The sequence below is a fragment of the Laceyella tengchongensis genome, from assembly GCF_900182735.1.
Taxonomy (GTDB): domain Bacteria; phylum Bacillota; class Bacilli; order Thermoactinomycetales; family Thermoactinomycetaceae; genus Laceyella; species Laceyella tengchongensis.
This window is the reverse complement of sequence record NZ_FXTU01000003.1, coordinates 262,222-280,547: the sequence shown is the minus strand read 5'-3', so window position 1 is coordinate 280,547 and position 18,326 is coordinate 262,222. Positions and strand designations below refer to the sequence as shown.

16 protein-coding genes and 3 CRISPR repeat arrays are annotated in these 18,326 nt (G+C 39.3%); of the genes, 12 read left to right on the top strand and 4 right to left on the bottom strand.

The annotated features are described in order from the left end of the window. Positions 1-75: 75 nt before the first annotated feature. Entirely contained in the window at positions 76-447 is a 372-nt protein-coding gene (locus tag QQZ12_RS08345) for a winged helix-turn-helix transcriptional regulator (protein ID WP_022738045.1), read from the bottom strand. 199 nt (positions 448-646) lie between these two features. On the opposite strand from QQZ12_RS08345, the gene QQZ12_RS08340 reads away from it, so the two are divergent. The 3 genes from QQZ12_RS08340 to QQZ12_RS08330 all read left to right on the top strand — a co-directional run bounded on the left by QQZ12_RS08340 (position 647) and on the right by QQZ12_RS08330 (position 3,770). Beyond that, positions 647-1,858, top strand: coding sequence for an MFS transporter (locus tag QQZ12_RS08340; protein WP_102992362.1), 1,212 nt, complete (start codon positions 647-649; stop codon positions 1,856-1,858). Positions 1,859-1,966: 108 nt separating this feature from the next. Then, on the top strand, positions 1,967-2,812 hold the full coding sequence (locus QQZ12_RS08335) for an aldo/keto reductase (protein WP_284724258.1): 846 nt from the start codon (positions 1,967-1,969) through the stop codon (positions 2,810-2,812). 163 nt (positions 2,813-2,975) lie between these two features. Continuing rightward, a complete protein-coding gene (locus QQZ12_RS08330; protein ID WP_102992364.1) occupies positions 2,976-3,770 on the top strand; it encodes an SDR family NAD(P)-dependent oxidoreductase in 795 nt (264 codons plus the stop codon). A gap of 202 nt (positions 3,771-3,972) precedes the next feature. On the opposite strand, the gene QQZ12_RS08325 is transcribed toward QQZ12_RS08330, so the two are convergent. Together QQZ12_RS08325 and QQZ12_RS08320 are read right to left on the bottom strand one after the other, a co-directional pair. Beyond that, positions 3,973-4,521 (bottom strand): NUDIX hydrolase, encoded by a 549-nt coding sequence (locus QQZ12_RS08325; RefSeq protein WP_022738929.1) that lies wholly within the window; start codon positions 4,519-4,521, stop codon positions 3,973-3,975. Positions 4,522-4,524: 3 nt separating this feature from the next. Then, positions 4,525-5,370, bottom strand: coding sequence for a helix-turn-helix domain-containing protein (locus tag QQZ12_RS08320; RefSeq protein WP_106342376.1), 846 nt, complete (start codon positions 5,368-5,370; stop codon positions 4,525-4,527). A gap of 170 nt (positions 5,371-5,540) precedes the next feature. On the opposite strand from QQZ12_RS08320, the gene QQZ12_RS08315 reads away from it, so the two are divergent. The 8 genes from QQZ12_RS08315 (at position 5,541) to QQZ12_RS08280 (ending at position 14,594) form a co-directional block, all read left to right on the top strand. Then, the gene (locus QQZ12_RS08315) at positions 5,541-5,846 is read left to right on the top strand and encodes a hypothetical protein (RefSeq protein ID WP_102992366.1); all 306 of its coding nucleotides are present in this window, start codon (positions 5,541-5,543) and stop codon (positions 5,844-5,846) included. Positions 5,847-6,807: 961 nt separating this feature from the next. Further along, a CRISPR array of direct repeats spans positions 6,808-7,575; the repeat unit is 37 nt; unit sequence GAATCAAAGAAATACATCTCATCAAGAGAATTGAAAC. A gap of 97 nt (positions 7,576-7,672) precedes the next feature. Continuing rightward, positions 7,673-7,999: direct repeats of the CRISPR family, unit length 37 nt; unit sequence GAATCAAAGAAATACATCTCATCAAGAGAATTGAAAC. A gap of 55 nt (positions 8,000-8,054) precedes the next feature. Further along, positions 8,055-8,849, top strand: a complete 795-nt coding sequence (locus QQZ12_RS08310; RefSeq protein WP_284724257.1) for a helix-turn-helix transcriptional regulator — start codon at positions 8,055-8,057, stop codon at positions 8,847-8,849. Further along, complete coding sequence (gene cas3 / locus QQZ12_RS08305) at positions 8,804-10,417, top strand: type I-D CRISPR-associated helicase Cas3' (protein ID WP_284724256.1); 1,614 nt, start codon at positions 8,804-8,806, stop codon at positions 10,415-10,417. Before QQZ12_RS08310 ends, cas3 begins: the two co-directional genes overlap by 46 nt. Further along, a complete protein-coding gene (gene cas4 / locus QQZ12_RS08300) occupies positions 10,417-11,019 on the top strand; it encodes a CRISPR-associated protein Cas4 (RefSeq protein WP_102992371.1) in 603 nt (200 codons plus the stop codon). The genes cas3 and cas4 overlap by 1 nt, the downstream gene beginning before the upstream one ends. Next, positions 11,001-11,993, top strand: coding sequence for a CRISPR-associated endonuclease Cas1 (gene cas1, locus QQZ12_RS08295; RefSeq protein ID WP_284724255.1), 993 nt, complete (start codon positions 11,001-11,003; stop codon positions 11,991-11,993). Before cas4 ends, cas1 begins: the two co-directional genes overlap by 19 nt. Before the next feature lie 10 nt (positions 11,994-12,003). After that, positions 12,004-12,282, top strand: coding sequence for a CRISPR-associated endonuclease Cas2 (cas2, locus tag QQZ12_RS08290; protein ID WP_284724254.1), 279 nt, complete (start codon positions 12,004-12,006; stop codon positions 12,280-12,282). A gap of 20 nt (positions 12,283-12,302) precedes the next feature. Then, positions 12,303-13,058 (top strand): CRISPR system precrRNA processing endoribonuclease RAMP protein Cas6, encoded by a 756-nt coding sequence (gene cas6, locus QQZ12_RS08285; RefSeq protein ID WP_284724253.1) that lies wholly within the window; start codon positions 12,303-12,305, stop codon positions 13,056-13,058. Between the two features lie 137 nt (positions 13,059-13,195). Then, positions 13,196-13,748: a CRISPR direct-repeat array (repeat unit 37 nt; unit sequence GAATCAAAGAAATACATCTCATCGAGAGAATTGAAAC). Between the two features lie 591 nt (positions 13,749-14,339). Next, positions 14,340-14,594: a hypothetical protein gene (locus QQZ12_RS08280; protein ID WP_284724252.1), complete on the top strand. Its 255-nt coding sequence runs from the start codon at positions 14,340-14,342 to the stop codon at positions 14,592-14,594. A 2,167-nt stretch (positions 14,595-16,761) separates the two neighbouring features. On the opposite strand, the gene QQZ12_RS08275 is transcribed toward QQZ12_RS08280, so the two are convergent. Beyond that, positions 16,762-17,439 (bottom strand): hypothetical protein, encoded by a 678-nt coding sequence (locus QQZ12_RS08275; RefSeq protein ID WP_284724251.1) that lies wholly within the window; start codon positions 17,437-17,439, stop codon positions 16,762-16,764. A 402-nt stretch (positions 17,440-17,841) separates the two neighbouring features. On the opposite strand from QQZ12_RS08275, the gene cmr1 reads away from it, so the two are divergent. Then, positions 17,842-18,018, top strand: coding sequence for a type III-B CRISPR module RAMP protein Cmr1 (cmr1, locus tag QQZ12_RS17090; protein WP_431606304.1), 177 nt, complete (start codon positions 17,842-17,844; stop codon positions 18,016-18,018). The last annotated feature ends 308 nt before the right edge of the window (positions 18,019-18,326 follow it).

The following is an 18,326-nucleotide window of genomic DNA, read 5'->3' as shown; positions in this document are numbered from 1 at the left end:
ACAAAAATAAATGTTTTTATCCTTTGTCTGGGGACACAGGGGTTTTATGAAATACTTCAATCTGTTTATTGTATGTTACTTCAATTTTTCATTTAATACGTTCTCCTCTAATACAGCAAATTTATCACCGTATACTCTGGTGATATGTTTTTCCCCCCACTCACACAAAGCGTCTAAAATTCCTTTCAAACTCCATCCATATTCGCTCAGCTCATATTCCACTTTGGGTGGTACTTGATTATGAACAATGCGATTAATAACCCCATCTTTCTCTAATTCGCGTAACTGTTGGGTTAACATTTTTTGAGTGATGTTGGGGATCAGACGTTTTAATTCACTTGTACGTTTTTTGCCGCGAGTCAGATGGCAAAGGATAACGCATTTCCATTTTCCCCCTATTACTTCCAATGTTGCTTCAACCGAGATATTGTATTTCTTTTTCTGCATATGCTTCCTCCTCATTCATAGGAACAAAAAAGTGCCTACGAAACTTCTAGGTATCTATCGAACTTATAAGTGCGTACTTCTCATTATGATTCATATATCTCATAATAACATTCGCCGGCTGATATTAACCATGCTTTTCATTTATATCGTCTGCTAGCAGATGAACCATGCAATCAGTCCATTGTCAGGAGGAGAAAAAATGACTTTAGATAAAAAACGAAGTACATTGGCACTGCTGGCATTGGCAGTCAGTGCATTTGCGATTGGGACCACAGAATTCATCAGTGTGGGATTATTACCGCTTATCGCTCAAGATTTGCAAATTTCTGTAACAACTGCCGGGTTAACCGTTTCTTTATATGCATTAGGGGTCACATTTGGAGCGCCCATTCTAACATCGGTGACATCGAGCATGTCGCGCAAATCGTTATTGCTTTCTATTATGGCTGTTTTTATTGTTGGTAATACAATTGCTGCTAGTGCGACAAGTATTGGCATATTACTTGTTGCGCGTGTCCTATCTGCGTTTTCACATGGTGTATTTATGTCCATCGGCTCGACGATCGCAGCTAATTTAGTGCCAGAAGATCGTAGAGCTAGTGCGATTTCCATTATGTTTACTGGACTTACTGTGGCAACCGTTACCGGCGTACCTTTTGGTACATTTATTGGACAGCAATTTGGCTGGAGGTTTGCCTTTATAGCGATTGTGGCAGTTGGTGTGATTGCCTTTATAGCCAACAGTACCCTTGTTCCATCTGACTTGCCAAAAGGCGCGCGCACAACATTCCGTGATCAGTTCAAACTGGTTACAAATGGTCGCTTATTACTCTCATTTGTCATTACTGCTTTAGGGTATGGAGGGACGTTTGTAGTATTTACCTATTTATCTCCATTGCTCCAAGATATTACAGGATTCGAAGAGGGAACCGTTGCCGCCATTCTGCTTATGTATGGCGTTGCCATTGCCATCGGCAACATCATTGGCGGGAAAGTGGCCAATCGCAAGCCAATTACCGCGTTATTCTATATGTTTACTATGCAAGCAATTGTGCTTTTCATCTTAACCTTTACTGCGCCATATAAGGTTGCTGGATTGATCACGATCATCTTGATGGGGATTTTTGCTTTTATGAATGTGCCAGGACTGCAAGTGTATGTCGTGATGCTAGCTGAGCGCTTTGTACCAAGTGCGGTAGATGTGGCTTCTGCTATCAATATTGCCGCATTTAACGCCGGAATTGCCATAGGCTCATACTTGGGTGGCATCATCACAGATTCTGTTGGACTGATTCATACGGCCTGGATCGGGGCATTGATGGTTCTAGGTGCTGTGATCCTGACAGGGTGGAGTCGCGCGTTGGAGCAAAAAGATCAAGCCAGGGTAGGTAGACAGGTTTTTTCCGAATAAAAAAGGAGAATTGCTACCCTGTATCCACGAGTGATATGAAAGGAGGTGATGGACACTGCGTTGACATTTAAGATAGAACCAATCAATTTACCAACGGGAGGAAAATATATGACAGCGAAAAACTTACAAGATACCACCACTTTGCATAACGGTGTGAAAATGCCCTGGTTTGGCATCGGGGTATTTAAAGTGGAAGAAGGCCCTGAATTGGTTCATGCCGTAAAAACAGCGATTCAATATGGTTATCGCAGTATTGATACAGCAGCCATTTACGAAAACGAAGCCGGAGTCGGACAAGGAATTCGTGAAGGGATCAAAGAAACTGGCATTTCTAGAGAAGAGTTGTTTGTGACATCAAAAGTTTGGAATTCCGATTTAGGGTATGAATCCACCATAAAAGCTTATGGAGCGAGCTTAAATAAACTTGGCTTAGAGTATCTAGATTTATACCTCATTCATTGGCCTGTAGAAGGCAAATATAAAGAGGCATGGAGAGCGTTGGAGACGCTTTACAAAGAAGGGCGAGTCAAAGCGATTGGGGTAAGCAATTTTCACATCCATCACCTCGAAGACTTGATGGAAGATGCAGAAATCAAACCGATGGTGAACCAAGTGGAATATCATCCGCGCTTGACTCAAAAAGACCTGAAGGCGTTTTGTCGTGAATACGGGATTCAGCTGGAAGCTTGGTCTCCATTGATGCAAGGCCAATTGCTAGATCATCAGGTTTTAAAAGAAATCGGAAATAAATATGGTAAGTCACCTGCGCAAGTCATTTTGCGTTGGGACTTGCAAAACGGCGTCGTGACCATTCCCAAATCGACGAAAGCACATCGAATTGCTGAAAACGCCCAGGTGTTTGATTTTGCGTTAACGAAAGAAGAGATGGAGCGAATTGATGGCTTGAATCAGAATAAACGAGTGGGTCCAGATCCGGATAACTTCGACTTTTAATAAGTTGCAAAAGGATATAGGCGTCTGTTTCGTCTATATCCTTTTGCGATGTGAATCACTCCTCTTACCTTCTGTTTAAAGAAGAGTGGTTCATGTTCATAACAATATCAACGTCACTACATAAGTTAATGGCCTAAAACTTGAAATCGGGAGGGGGCTCTGCATGCATCTGTATTTGGAAGGAAAAACGGCACTGGTTACTGGGTCTACTGCAGGCATTGGAAAGGCAATCGCCATGTCGTTGGCAGCAGAAGGCGCCACTGTGTTAATTAATGGACGACGTGAAGAAAAAGTGGACCAAACAATTAAAGAAATTCAAGCAAAGTATCCTGACGCCACCCTTCGGTCTGTAGTCGCGGATCTTGGAACCGAACAAGGATGCCAACAGGTGATTGAAAAGTACTCAGAAGTAGATATTCTAATTAACAACCTGGGAATCTTTGAGCCTGTAGAATATTTTGATATCCCAGATGAAGATTGGTTTAAGCTGTTTGAAGTCAACATCATGAGCGGGGTTCGACTCTCTCGCTGGTACCTAAAACAAATGATTCAAAAAAAAGAAGGCAGAGTCATTTTTATCGCTAGCGAAGCAGCGATCATGCCTTCTCAAGAAATGGCTCACTATAGTGCGACCAAAACGATGCAGCTCTCGCTCTCCCGCAGCTTGGCTGAGCTGACGAAAGGAACAAATGTGACGGTTAATACGGTGATGCCGGGTTCCACGTTAACAGAAGGGGTAGAAACGATGTTAAATACCCTTTATCCTGATGAGAACTTGACGATGGAGGAAGCGGAAAAGCGATTTATGAAAGAGAATCGACCAACTTCCCTGATTCAAAGGCTTATTCGACCAGAAGAAATTGCACATTTCGTCACCTTTTTAAGCAGTCCTCTTTCCTCAGCTATTAATGGGTCTGCATTGCGAATAGATGGAGGATTAGTACGTAGTGTGTTTTAATAGGGGGAGCATCAAAGGCAGGAAGCGTTTCCAGAGTGAAAGTCAATCAATTACACAAAAAGGTGCTTGATTCATGGGTGTAGGTATAGTGGTTCTCCCGGAACGAATTACCGCATTGTAGATTCATCGAAAAGGGCTTTCGGTATCAAACTGAAGGCCCTTTTAACATTTTTGAAGGTGAGATAATAAGCTTCTAGTCGAATTACCCGTACTTTTCTGTATACAAGCGCAAAAGCTTTTCGGTAGAGGGAAAAGCGAGCTGATTCCAAGGAATTTCATCAAAGCGGAAAAAATAACCTTTTTTGCTTTCGATGTTCACAATCACTTCTTCATGATAGGCAATCGCTTCGTAGGTTAATTGGACAAGACCTTCTTCGGCAGAAGAACAGGTGTTGATGATTCCATCAATTTTTACAGTAAGGCCCGTTTCTTCTTTTACCTCATTTCCTATTGCTTCAAACAGATCTTGTCCTCGCTCAACATGCCCTCCAGGAAATGCCCATAAGCCTTTACCCGGTTCTTCATTTCTTTGAAGAAGCAATACTTTATTTCTTTCTTTGTTTAAAACCACTGCCACCACAACTAGCTTTGGATCTAAATAAAAGACGAATTGACAATGATGGCAAAGGAGTTGAGGTTGGTTGGGAATGTGTAGGTCTTCCAAGGAAAAGCGGTTGCCACATCGAGGACAAAATTTTAAGTCCTCTTTTTTATATCTCCACTGATACTTAAAGTAAAGCTCTTTGTTCATTGCTTAAATCTCCTTGCTAATAGATTGGTTATTCCAAATGGAAAAAAATTTATTCTTTACCTGTTCGAATAATGTGTGCTTGCCTTTAAGTTTGTGCAGTGTAAAACGGGGTCGTTTTTTTTCAGGAATATAATCGGTTATCTCAAATACCAGTTTTCCGGTTTCGCCATCGTCGAATCCTGTGACAATGTATGGGAAAACGGTACTATAGGTTTTAATCTTTAAGCGAGAAATGAGATCCAGGGGTAAAGATTTGCGAAGTTGATTGAGTTTGCGAATGGAATTGCGGATTTCGTGGTGGAATTCTTGTCTGTATTCATCATCTTCTATGAAAGTGAGGATAGAAGCATTTCTTTCGATCCAATCGGGATTCAGGATTAGCAAGTATATATTGCCGGTCGCCAGTTTCGCTTGCAAGATATCACTTGAATCATCGGTTAAGTGGATCATCGAAGTTCCTGAGATAAAGCAATCTCCTTTTGCTTCAACAAGACAATTTTTATAGTCCAATATACGGTCAAACGGCGAGTCCGTAAGTTTAACTATGCCGTTGTTTTCATTATGATTAGCGTTCTCCTGATTACTATTAGGATGTTTTGTACTCGGATTGAATGGATCGTAATCAGAAAGCCCCATTTTCCAAAGTGGGATTTGCAATATACGACATAATCGGCGAAGTGTTTGGGGATCGGAGATATGCTTTATACCTCGCTCCACATCAGATACATAATTTACACTCACACCAGTTCCCCCACCAGCTTGCGGCCATTTTTCAGCCAGCTGTGTCTGTGTCATTTTTAATTTCTCTCTACCTTCACGAATCGTTAATCCGTAATGGTATTTCATCATCTTACAACCCTCTCATTCAAACCAGTTAGTGTGAGTACCACGATAAAATACAACTATTCAGTTTGTTCTAATATTCCGAAATCTAAATCATACTATTACTAGGTTCATCGTGCATATTAAATCTTCTTGTCCAAATAGTCAAGTAATTTAGATAAAGGGTGGTGGAGATTTTGCTAAAAGTTCAAATTAAAGGGCAGGCAAATCAAGTTACGTCGTTTATTAATAAATTACAACAACGTCCCGAAATAGAAGTCGATTGCCATGAAAAACAGTGGAAGGGGATGTACGGGAGGAAAGATGTTGAAGTGACATGCTATGTGCGTCTTTTTCCAGAGACCAATATACAAAGGGTATCCTTGTTGGCAACCAATGGTAAGGAAATCGTCATTCCTATGTGGGATGTGCTTGAACTGGAGCTTGACGATGGGAAAAAGATCATTGCTGGAAGAAGTTTTGATATTTTTGGTGTGAGATAGATCATGTATTCTACCAAAGCATGTTGTCCGGAGTGATACCCATCGTGAAGAATCTGACAGAGTGTAATATACATTGATATCGATACGTATTAGTTAATTAATAGATGTGATAGTAAATGTGTTACTTTAAGCTCCATGCATTCTTCATCCGTGAGAAACTTCAGAAACCATTCAAAACGTCAAATGGTGAACGTGCCCCCAGCTCGTATTGATCTGCGCCCCTCAAGCCTCCCATTACGCCCCGTAGCGTAGTAGCAAAGGCAAGATACCTGTCTACTTCATAACTAATTTCCCATTCGCGCAATAATAATGCTTTTTTGCTATATCATGCCCTCCTGAAATAAAAGAGGTGTGCTTACCACGTGATCTTTCTAGTGCTATTCCTCATTTTAAGAAGAGCGGTATTAGGGGGGCGTCCGAAATGGAAGAGTTGTTGTCAGATATTTGAAAGAGGGCGTTTTTTGCCCTCTTCAACACCTTATCACTTATATTTTCCTCCATTATATTGAGAACTTAGACATCTAGCGCATAAGCTAAGTTATTCTACAAATTAACCAGATAAGGGGATTTATTGTAATGTTGTCTTCATACATTTAAGCTCCAACCTTGTTCATTTTGATTAGGGTGTGTCGCTGGCTTATTCATCAGACAAGCCCTAGTACAAATCTAGCGTTTTATTATTTTAGAATGTAATTTCACCGAATAAGGTCAATATCATGAAACAAGCGATTAATTATGCTATTATAAATAATAGATGGCGCGACCAAATTTTGCGAACACCCCATGCTTCGGAAAAAAGCCAGGGGGTCGTCGGAAATCCTTAATACTTTATGAATAAAGGGGTTTGGGGATTTTGAGACGTATTTTATCGGACATGTTAGGAGCATTTATATTCTTTTTTAGGGAGGTGTTCGCAAAAGGGAATAATCATGGCTGAAGGACAAGCGCTTCGGCAAACGCCGAATCAAAGAAATACATCTCATCAAGAGAATTGAAACAAAAGCGGGCCTGCGGATCAGCGAAGTCAAAGACCGAATCAAAGAAATACATCTCATCAAGAGAATTGAAACGATAGAAACAAAACCCGCGAACACAGACATCACAGTGAATCAAAGAAATACATCTCATCAAGAGAATTGAAACTTTAGCGAAATTCCCGAGCGCGGTCGGATTTGAATTGAATCAAAGAAATACATCTCATCAAGAGAATTGAAACCCATGTCATTCAGCTTTCCGAGGATCTGCTTTAGGATGAATCAAAGAAATACATCTCATCAAGAGAATTGAAACGAATCGCTTCATCAGCCGTTCTTGTTCCTGACAGGGAATCAAAGAAATACATCTCATCAAGAGAATTGAAACATCAGGCCCTTCAACCCGGACAATCCGCCCCTTCGAGAATCAAAGAAATACATCTCATCAAGAGAATTGAAACATCACATTGGAACGGATCACCGGTTATGAAGCGCACCGGAATCAAAGAAATACATCTCATCAAGAGAATTGAAACCATCTACACATACATCTAAGGGGTAGCCCCTCGCCTGAATCAAAGAAATACATCTCATCAAGAGAATTGAAACTTTGTATGTGATATGTTCCAAGAAACTTGGGAGGTGAATCAAAGAAATACATCTCATCAAGAGAATTGAAACAGCCTTCGTTCGTTCCTGCTCCTCCCACTCACTCAGGGAATCAAAGAAATACATCTCATCAAGAGAATTGAAACGAATTTAAGCCCATTTACCCCGGACGGATCAGGGCCGAATCATCTCATCAAGAGAATTGAAACAGTTGCGCTTACAATGCACTAAGCAATATCGCATAGAATCAAAGAAATACATCTCATCAAGAGAATTGAAACAGATCAAAGAGCTGGTGACTCGTTACGACGGAACAGTGGAATCAAAGAAATACATCTCATCAAGAGAATTGAAACCACTTCCAGCCTCTCGGTATCGCAATATCCAAACGAATCAAAGAAATACATCTCATCAAGAGAATTGAAACAATCTGTAGTCCGGCCCCTCGACTCTGACGATCCGGAATCAAAGAAATACATCTCATCAAGAGAATTGAAACCCGGAGAGACATTGCAGAACCGCTAGTGTCTTCCGAATCAATGAAATACATCTCATCGAGAGAATGGAAACGTAACTTGATCTCTCATAAGAGAGATTTTTTGTTTTAGTTGAGGTGAATGATCAATTGAAAAAGCATGTTAAATATCGAGAGCGGCTATTTGCTATGCTTGCAGAATTATTACTTGATCCTGGACCATATAAAATTAAGGAGACGGCATTGCGTTATGGAGTCAGTGATAAACAAGTCCGCAACGATATCGATTATTTGAGAGAAAAGCTAAATACACCAAATCAAAGGGAGTATATCTCCAGATATCACGGGAAATACGAGGGTAACTTTTCAAGAGGCATTGTGAACCTGAGTCCGAAGGTTAGGTTATATCTTTTCTTAGCACTCAAGCAGGTTGAACCATTGTTGTTGAATGAAGGACAAGAAGCGTATAAGTTGCTGTTTCAACATGCCTGTTCTGTGTTGCCTAAGCAGGATATTGAGAGGATGAAAAGTTGGTCTAAGTTTTATCGAATTAAACAATTTGGTTACCCAAAGGAGCGAATTCATTTTTATCAAGCATTAAATGAGGTTTTTGATGCGATTTTGTACAATCAAATTATACGATTTCGTTATAAAAAAGCGATAAGATACTTTGATCCGTATATGGTATATTATTGCAAAAATAATTTTTATATTATTGGAAAAGCAACGACACCTTCTGGAGAGGAGATTAAAAAGCAGAGAATCAAACATTATCGTTTGGATCGATTATTAGAGGTGAAAAAGGTATTGATCCGTTCTCCAATAGCAAACAAGGTAAAGGCAAAAGAGGTTAAAAAGGGGAGCAACCAGCTCTTTTTTATCAATTACTTGAGTTTCAATTGCAAATTTTTGATGAGTTTCATCTGTATCATGTGGCTCAGATGAATTTTTTGTTGCAATGGATGGCTCTGCTAGTTTCTGTTGCTCCATATAAACCCTTTGCCTTTTTGCTCTCCTCGGCGACACCGCGAAATGAGTTTTTTGCTTTAGCGAGAAATTTGGGAATCGAGATTTGGAGGGTACAGGATAAAGTAAAGGAATGGTTGGACGCAACCAAGCCCCCTCTTTTCTCTAAAAGAACGTATTTGGAGCCGTTGCAATTGCAAGTGAAGTCAAGTAATCTTCGCCAATGGCAAACGGCTGAGAAGATATTGGAGAATTGGGGCGAAGTAGAAGAATATTTATTCCAATACCCAAAGGCCAAGGGCCTTGTGATTCTTGATTCAATTCATGAAGCACAAATGCTGGCAAGTCAATTGAGGGAGAAAGGATATGAGGTAGGAGAGGTTCACGGATTGTCTGACCGCCAAAAGAGCGAGATTGAATTAGGTAAACAAATCACAGTGGCTACAGCCACGGTAGAGGTAGGGGTTGATTTCCAAGGAGACATGCATAAGGATTTTCTTATTTTTGAATCGAGGAGTGCGGGGAGCTTTATGCAACGGTTAGGAAGAATTGGTCGCGGTAGTTGTTCTAAACCCAATCCGCCATTGCATGTTTGGGCTTATGTTCCCCCATATGTCGCTGAAAGGATAAACAACCAAATTTCCGCACAGGTAACCCATAGTGAGTTAAAAGATTTAATCATGCAATCGTATCAATATTATCAAGATTTTCTACCTTATATCCATAAAGTGGGCGGCATGAACTTAGTGCACCACTATCATCTAATAGCTAAGCACCAGCTTGAAAAGAATGAGAATCCAATATTGGCTAATATAAAGCAAACCATTGAACTACTTTATGGAGAAGGATTTGAAAGCCAATGCAATCGTTATGAACAGTTGAAACAAGAAAAAATTTTGGAACCGGTCATAAGTTTCCGTGGGCAAAATACATTGGAGAGTCATTTGTTCAGGTTGAAAAGCCGGCGTATAGATCCAGAGCATCTTGAAACATTTTATCCAGACGTATGGTTTTGGGATGAATCAATACCTGAAGCCCCATTAAAGAAATATGATTTTTGGTTTGTACTCCGAAGACGAGTGGTTCGCTTTATTACCAAAGAGGAAATGATTGCGAAAGTAAAAGAGCGATTTAGGGGAGTCGAGAGAGAGGATCATCTGGCAACTCTTCAAAATGATTACGTTTTAGGATATGCGGTCGCGATGGGCATCCGGGAAAAACCTGCAAGATTACATTGGAAATTGCGATCATCTGTATCCAAGCATAAAGGCCAGGTGGTTCGGATTGATCGATTGAGTTTGGAAGCACCAGAAGATCCTTGGTTAAATCAAGATTTAAAGCAATTGTTCCATTTCGCAGAAAAAAAGTCTTGGGTTGCATATATGGTGAATCTTTCTATATGGGAATTAAGTGATCTACTTCGTTTACCACCGATGTTTCGTATATATCCTGCAAAGAAACAAAGTGCAGATTGGAGTATCGCTTTTAATTCGGAGGCGTTTCAGCTATGGAGTATCATGGAACGTGTGCGAAGTGAGGTGCTGTGATGGAAAATCCGACGGTAGAAGGGCATGCGATCAACGCATATGTATTTTGTCCACGGCGGTGTTATTACGAATATGTTGAGAAGACCTTTTACCATAATGTTTATACAATGCATGGAAAGTTGTTGCATGAATATGTGGATCAAGTCGGCAGGGAAACAAGGGGAGAACGGGAATGTTATCGGTCCGTTTTCCTCTATTCTGAGAAATATGGATTGTCTATTCGGTGCGATCTCATAGAAGAAGAACAGGGGCAAATTTATCCGGTGGAGTATAAAAGGGGAAAAGCTGCCGGCTGGGAGAACAATGTGCTTCAAGTTTGTGCTCAAGCATTAGCCTTAGAGGAGTATTTGCGAAAGCCGGTTGATGTTGGTTATCTCTTCTTTTATGGGTCAAATCAACGCAAGAAAGTGATTTTCGATGAGGAGATCAGAAGACGTACCATAGAGGTTATTGGAATCATCCGAGAATTATACTTATCTGACAATCCTCCTGCTGGTATAGACGATTGGAAAAAATGTTGCAAATGTAGCTTAGTCGATTATTGCTTACCTCGTGAACGGAGGCAATTAAGGGGGAAAATTCGGTGGGAACGTTTTATTTAACAGAGCCATATTGCTTTGTACGAAAAGAATCCGAGCGTCTGAAAGTCTTTAAAAATCAGGTGCTTCTAAAAGAATTAAGGGTGCAAGATTTTACACGGTTTTTCATCCATTCTTCGTCCACATTGACTACAGATGCGTTAATGATGTTGGCTGAGAAGGGGATTGATGTTGTTTATTTTGATGGATATGACGTGGCGGGGAGATTTATTGGCCCAGACAATAAAAATGTTCGCTTGCGAGTTGCACAGGTAGAAATGCATCTTTCAGAAGAAAGAAGCTTGCACATCGCAAGAAATATGGTGATGGCTAAGCTAAAAAATACGCGGACAAGCTTGCAACGCTATGCCAGACGACGAAAGCTTCATTTGGACCAACCGATCCAAAGCCTAAAAATAGCTATGAAACAATGCTTAACAGCAAGCGATTTAAATCATCTCCGTGGAATTGAAGGCATGGCTGCTCGGCAGTATTTTGAGGCTTTTCCTCTTCTTATTCAGAAAGAGGACTTTCCGTTTCACGGTAGAAGCCGTCGACCGGCCAAGGATCCTATCAATGCGATGCTTAATTATGGTTATGCGCTTTTAAGAGCCGAAATAAGTGGAGCCCTCCGCGCGGCGGGATTAGATCCTTATATTGGTTTTTTGCATCGGGAGCGGTATGGCCGAGAGTCGTTGGCATTAGACATGATGGAGGAATTTCGGTGCATGCTTGTAGATAATTTGGTTGTGAAACTGATAAACCAAGGAATCATTCAGGTGAATGATTTTCAACTTGATCAAGGTGAACCGCGCTTGAAAAAAGCCGCCCGTAAAAGATTTTTACAAGAGTTTGATAAACGAAGAAAAGATAGCGTGTATCATTCGTTTTTAGAGAAAAAATATACCTATCGTGAAATATTACATAAACAAGCCGTTCTACTGGCTAAGTGTGTAAAGGGAGAGCTGGAGGAATACTACCCGTTCTTGGCTAAATAGGGGGAATATCATGAAACGAGTAATTAGTTATGATATCATGAATGATAGACGACGTAATAAGATATTTAAGATATTGAAAGATTATGGCAGATGGGTTCAGTATTCGTTGTTTGAGATAGAGTGCGATGAAAAGCGTTGGATTGAACTCGAGCATCGATTGTTTGCTTTGTTGGACAAAGAAGAAGATTCTCTATGTATATATCATTTGTGTCATTCTTGCCAGGGGAAAACATGTTACAAAGGTGAATCCTCTGGAGAAGGTGTCAAGGAAAGTGATCATATTTTGTAAGGAGATAGGGCATGTATCGGTTGCGCATCTTTTTGAAGCCATATGGGAAGAAATTGGACCGAGGTGTTTTGGGTCGAAGATTGCATGGCTATATTTTAAAAGCGATTCAAAACACCGATCCGGTGCTTTCCCAGATGATTCATGATCGGAAGGAACGTCAAATATTTTCTGCTCATCTATTGATTGAGAATGATGAATTGCATATTCAAAGCCCAAGTAAAGCATTTATTCAATGTATGCAACAGCATTTTTTGGTTCAAGAACAGATTGATTTGATCGATTGGAAAGGCGTGGTTCAGGAGGTTCAGTTGATCAGTTATTCGGATGAAGAAATCATGCAAAGGTTTGCGACGAAATTTACGTTGCATTTTATTTCTCCAACCACTTTTTATCAATCCGGCAATTACTACCCTTTGCCAGATCCTACCCTTTTGTTTTTGAGCGCTTTAAAAATTACGCATACAGGCAACATTGACTTTCCATACTCCATGATTCGGACCATCAAAATTAATTATGCTTCTTTCAAAACCGTGGTCGTCGACTTTGAAAAATTTCAAGCTATCGGGTTTTTGGGGAAAATGACTTTAAATACAAATAAATTGCCTCTTGAGGATCAGAAGTGGCTTTGGAAGTTAGCATTCTATGGTTCGATAATGGGGTTTGGCTATAAAACAGCCTGGGGGATGGGGCAAGTCAAATTAATTCCGCATGATAAAGCCATTTTGCGAACACCCAATGCTTCGGAAAAAAGCCAGGGGGTCGTCGGAAATCCTTAATGCCTTATGAATAAAGGGCTTTGGGGATTTAGAGTCGTATTTATACGACAGGTGATTGGGCAATTCTATCCTTTTTTAGGGAGGTGTTCGCAAAAGGGGGTGATAAATGTTTGAAGACAAGCATTTCGACGTACGCCGAATCAAAGAAATACATCTCATCGAGAGAATTGAAACAGCAATCTCATCAATGACGGAGCGTGGCCCGCGTAGAATCAAAGAAATACATCTCATCGAGAGAATTGAAACTTCGCTTTATACCGGCACCTTTACGCTTTTAACCTTCGAATCAAAGAAATACATCTCATCGAGAGAATTGAAACGGTGGTAAAACTCCGCTTTCACTTGATAGCGTTTCAGAATCAAAGAAATACATCTCATCGAGAGAATTGAAACGGTCTTGCGGTTGATGAGGTAGTCTTCACCCAACAAGAATCAAAGAAATACATCTCATCGAGAGAATTGAAACGAATTCAATATCTTCTACATTGAGGGCGGCAATTTCGGAATCAAAGAAATACATCTCATCGAGAGAATTGAAACCCAGCTCCCTTCCTCGCTAATGATCACCCATTGCGAATCAAAGAAATACATCTCATCGAGAGAATTGAAACGGGAGGGATAAAACATGGCCATCCCTGGATATAAAAGCCTTGGAATCAAAGAAATACATCTCATCGAGAGAATTGAAACCCTTGCGTTTCATTTCTAGCTTGATTCGTTCCAGCTCGAATCAAAGAAATACATCTCATCTTCCACAAGTGCAATGGCGCTATCTGTGGCGACGGCTGAAGGGTAAATAATTGATGTTTTGAAGCAAACCATACAAAGGGAGAGGAAAGAGTTAAGTGGTCAACATGATCAATTAGCTGAGAAAGGATTCGAAAATAGGGCATCAACACAAAAAAGGGCTCTTGGTATCAGACCATAAGCCCTTTTAAAATTTATTTAGGTAGGATAGCGATCATCTAACTCTCATAATGTTGTAAATGATTGATTTGTATGCACGGTTTAGTGTTAAAGACCATATTTATGCAATTTGCCAAATGGTTCTTTTTTACGGAGGGAAACGAGCCACCTCCATTTGTTTCTTTTACCGTAAAGTCAATGAATCGATGGTAGCTAATACCATTGGAACGAAGAAGAATGCATATTCCCATACAGCATCTGGATGATGACGATGATGACTGGAAGTCAGTTAAAACATGGTTGCTCATTATTTAAAAGGTAGAGGGGATCAGTATGTAAAATGATCGTAATCTTCAGTAATAAAGGGGTGTAAATATGAATCAATGGAAGCTTTGCATTTTAAAGCCAGGAGAAAAAGAAGTTATGTCAAATCCAAGTTGGGATCAGGTTCATTCCATCTTGGATCAATTGGATGGATACAACCTTGATAATACTTCTTTATTATCCGATCAGGCTGGAGATTTGATGGTTGCAGGGGGAGACGAATACAACGGAGTGAGACTATATTATTTATCCTATTATGATGATGGTTACAGTGAAGAACTGGTTAATTCTTCCAGAGATGGATGAAGAGTACATAAACATTACTGTGCAAAAGGTAGGCACGGATATACCCAAACGATATCTTGTTGAGTATAAGGATATGATTAAAGCAGTGAAACACTTTTTTGAAACAGGAAAACTTACTGAAGATCAGGAGTGGGAATAAATAACAATAAAATTATCTTTTTCTCACCAGATAGGGCATTGTTCTGTTTATTGGTTATCCCTGAACGAAAGAAACCATAATAAAGTACCCCAAAGCATTGGAGGAGAGAGTGTTGATCACTGGCAAAGATGAGAAAATTTGATGGGCTTTCTAGCCTCCCTGTTAATGTTTTCGTCAAGTAATAATTTTTTATTGTTGTAGATTTAATTCATATCTCGGATGATTTCTTCGTCTTCTTTCAATGTTAATTTGTAATCATGGATCTGTTCAATATGATCGATGTATTGAGTATCTTTATCCAGATATTGAGATAAAGCTATACTGGCATTTTTACAGTCGTATATGAAAAAAATAATATGTCTTGTACTCGCTTTGAAGCAATAGGATATTTCTTTATCATGGTTTTATAAATGATATGAGGTGTTTTCTTAGTTCTTATGTTTGTTCATCATAAGTAACATATTTTTTATAATTCCATACAATATGCAAAATCATATAAAACTTTGTCCATATTATCTAACCTATACATGTAAAACTTTACCCTCTACTAATACACATGATCTCTCAGTGTACTCCTCGCTTGCTGCTCCTGAATTTCCAACTGCTTCATCATTAGCTTCTGCGTCTCATCATTATCATTTTGGCCATCACCATGATCTTCTGCCGGTTGATCATGTAGGTTGCTAATGCTTTACCGTCATGAACCCAATGATTGCATTCGCAAACAAAGCATCGACTTAGGGACTCGTTTTCTGATTTCGCTAGAATTCACTCCAAGGTCCATTGATTAGCCATTTAAGAATGAGGGTCATTCTAACCATCAACCAGACAATCAAAACGAGACCTAACAACCATGTATTTCCATTACTGCTTTAACAAACTTGCATTCATCATACCTTATTTCACATTTAGATTACCAAAGGGATATGATTTCTATTTTGTGTGTTTTAAAAAGGTGTTCATTCGATTTGATGGCATTAAAGAAACTTCCTAAGAGGGAAGTAATAAGAAGACAAATGTGTATTTACTTCAATGCGTCACAAATGGCTCAAGTAGACATGCTCACTTTCTCATGTTTTTTGTCTACTTTGGCTAAGAAATCATTTGCTTATCGCGTTTTGCTGTAGGAAACTATGAATGGCAAGGAATGTTACCGATATGGCGATGGATAGGATTCCAAATAACTTTACCGAGTGTAAGGAAGAGATGATGTACCAGAGCGCAAACGGTTCACTGAAATGTATCACAAACAGCTAAAACTCAATTTCCCTTTCTTACCTTCTGGGTCATTACGTTGATTATCACTTTCATACGATTATTGCCATGTAATAAAGCGCTGGCGATAATGTGGTAGTATTCAAACATGATTTATTTTGTCGTGATCGCTGCTTTTTCGGTATGTTGAGCTTTGCCCCAATTTCTTCGTCAGCAGGGCAGATAGAGGAAGGTTCCAGATAGTGAATGAGGACATCTCGACCAGACGCACGCATGGAATGGATGAAAGAACCGACTTGATGCAAATCAAGTCCATTGTTTTTACGGTTCTGCTACCTCTTGGGTGCAAGGGTGCGGACAAAAATTTCGCTGCGATGCACAATAATCAATGAGATTGTCTAATTGAAGGTGAATGAGCGCTGTTTGAATTGTAGGGCCTTATTCCGAATTCTTCGGAAAATACGCGTTAAGCTAGCAATCGCAGCCTGGTTACATATTTCCCTTCTATGATCAGTCTATGGATGATTATTACGGTCTCTTCAATTTTCGAGTTGCTCATTTGGTTCACCTAATTCACCAGATAAAGGCTGGGTTAGGATGGATGGAATGTTGAATATATAATGGTTAAAGAGATAGACTTGTTGCGACGATTATAATGAAAAAAGAGGAATCTTAATAGGATTCCTCAAACAGTCATTATTTATTCTTTGTTTTTCTATAAACCAAATAGATAACTGTAAAAAAACCGATTACAAACAACATTAAAGTCAATTCATTTAGTGTCATTAAGTTCAACTCACTTCAAAAGACTCATTAACCATTTTGGTAAGAAATCTTATAGGTATCTCCACCTACAAATATCCTTAAAAGATGTGTAATGCTACCTGTACCACCGACTGCATCAAACTTCCATTCAAGTATAGCTCTTGCCCAACTAGAGCTATCCTCTCTTTTTTTCTTAATGCCAAAATCTGTCCGCGTGGCAACGCCGCCTTTTCCGCTTACATAAGGGTCCCACACACTATCTATTTTATCATAAGCCTTTTGAACATTTGTATATCTACATTTAAATTTTCCACTAGTCAGTAGACCCTCTCTTGCAACTGTTCTATCATAGGTGCAATATCCTGATCCGCATTTTTCTAAAGCGCCCTCATTAACATCGATAAAAGAAAATGTTTCTACTGAACCATCTGGATAGGTAATTGATTTTATTTCATTAGGTTTTATATCTATTTCTATGTCATGAGGCTTTTCTGAGTCTGGCAATTCACCGCTCTTCATCTTATCAATTAATTTGTTTTGGATATTTTTTTTAATTTTAAGATGATCCATTCGCTCTCTAATTTTTTTTTCGTTGTTTTTTATAAATGTAGCCAACTCGATTTTTTCATTTAATTCACTAGAACTTCCAAATGTAGTACTTGGCGTTAACACTAAGCCCAAGACTAGAACAACAACAAGTGTTTTTAATAGTTGTTTCAAAATCAAATCAACCTCCTGATTAATATTCAATTAGTATTTTATATTCATTGAGAAGTCTTGTCTTCATACTAAGGCTCAGCTAATATCACAAAAGAAAAATAATTTCAATATTAAGCCGAAGAAGAATGAAAATGCTATTAACTGAGTGGGTTTAGTCGAAACCATAGAGCAATTGATTAGATGTCGTAACTAAAAGAGTGATAGATGATATGTTGTCATCGTAGAGATTGTTTTGATATTACATTGAATTCATTTTGTGATTAGACCCTTGGCCGAAACGAGGAGAACCTCTTTTTTCGAGAGATTCTTTTTTAAGGTAAGCAGAATAGTTTGTACAAAAGCGCATAATGAAAGACGGGTATTGAAACAGTTGAAGAATAAATAAGATAATTACTTTTAATAACATGAATTACAAAAGGAGAGCGTTATTCCCTTGTTGGAAATTCCGCATGTGAAAGTACATTTCGTATAATTACGCCAACGTTTTTGACTGGAACGGATCAAACGAAGGTAGAGATGCGGGCGACAACTTTAAAAGGGCTTCTCCGATATTGGTATCGCGCACTGGATTCAAAAACCACATAATTAATCGCATCTCGCCTGAAAAACGGTTATTTGGTAGTTATGATTCCAGAGTGGGACACAGCCACGTGTGCATATTATGTTAGATAATGCAGATGACATCAAATGTTTTATTGATACCTCTATCTTACATATATGTAATACAAAACTGCCCGATGTGGGATAGCTTTTTACTTCACAAGCATCTATTTACCAATTAGTCAAGCAACTTCTTGGCTCAGAAACAAAGGGGTTTAACAATAAATTGTTATCTGAGGAAAAGGATGTCATATTTGAGTGGGAAGCGGAAAAACGAGATAAATATAATACGT

Coding starts and splice junctions, on each gene's coding strand:
- QQZ12_RS08345 (WP_022738045.1), bottom strand. CDS start 447: ATGCAGAAAAAGAAATACAATATCTCGGTTGAAGCAACATTGGAAGTA.
- QQZ12_RS08340 (WP_102992362.1), top strand. CDS start 647: ATGACTTTAGATAAAAAACGAAGTACATTGGCACTGCTGGCATTGGCA.
- QQZ12_RS08335 (WP_284724258.1), top strand. CDS start 1,967: ATGACAGCGAAAAACTTACAAGATACCACCACTTTGCATAACGGTGTG.
- QQZ12_RS08330 (WP_102992364.1), top strand. CDS start 2,976: ATGCATCTGTATTTGGAAGGAAAAACGGCACTGGTTACTGGGTCTACT.
- QQZ12_RS08325 (WP_022738929.1), bottom strand. CDS start 4,521: ATGAACAAAGAGCTTTACTTTAAGTATCAGTGGAGATATAAAAAAGAG.
- QQZ12_RS08320 (WP_106342376.1), bottom strand. CDS start 5,370: ATGATGAAATACCATTACGGATTAACGATTCGTGAAGGTAGAGAGAAA.
- cas4 (WP_102992371.1), top strand. CDS start 10,417: ATGGAAAATCCGACGGTAGAAGGGCATGCGATCAACGCATATGTATTT.
- cas2 (WP_284724254.1), top strand. CDS start 12,004: ATGAAACGAGTAATTAGTTATGATATCATGAATGATAGACGACGTAAT.
- QQZ12_RS08280 (WP_284724252.1), top strand. CDS start 14,340: ATGAATCAATGGAAGCTTTGCATTTTAAAGCCAGGAGAAAAAGAAGTT.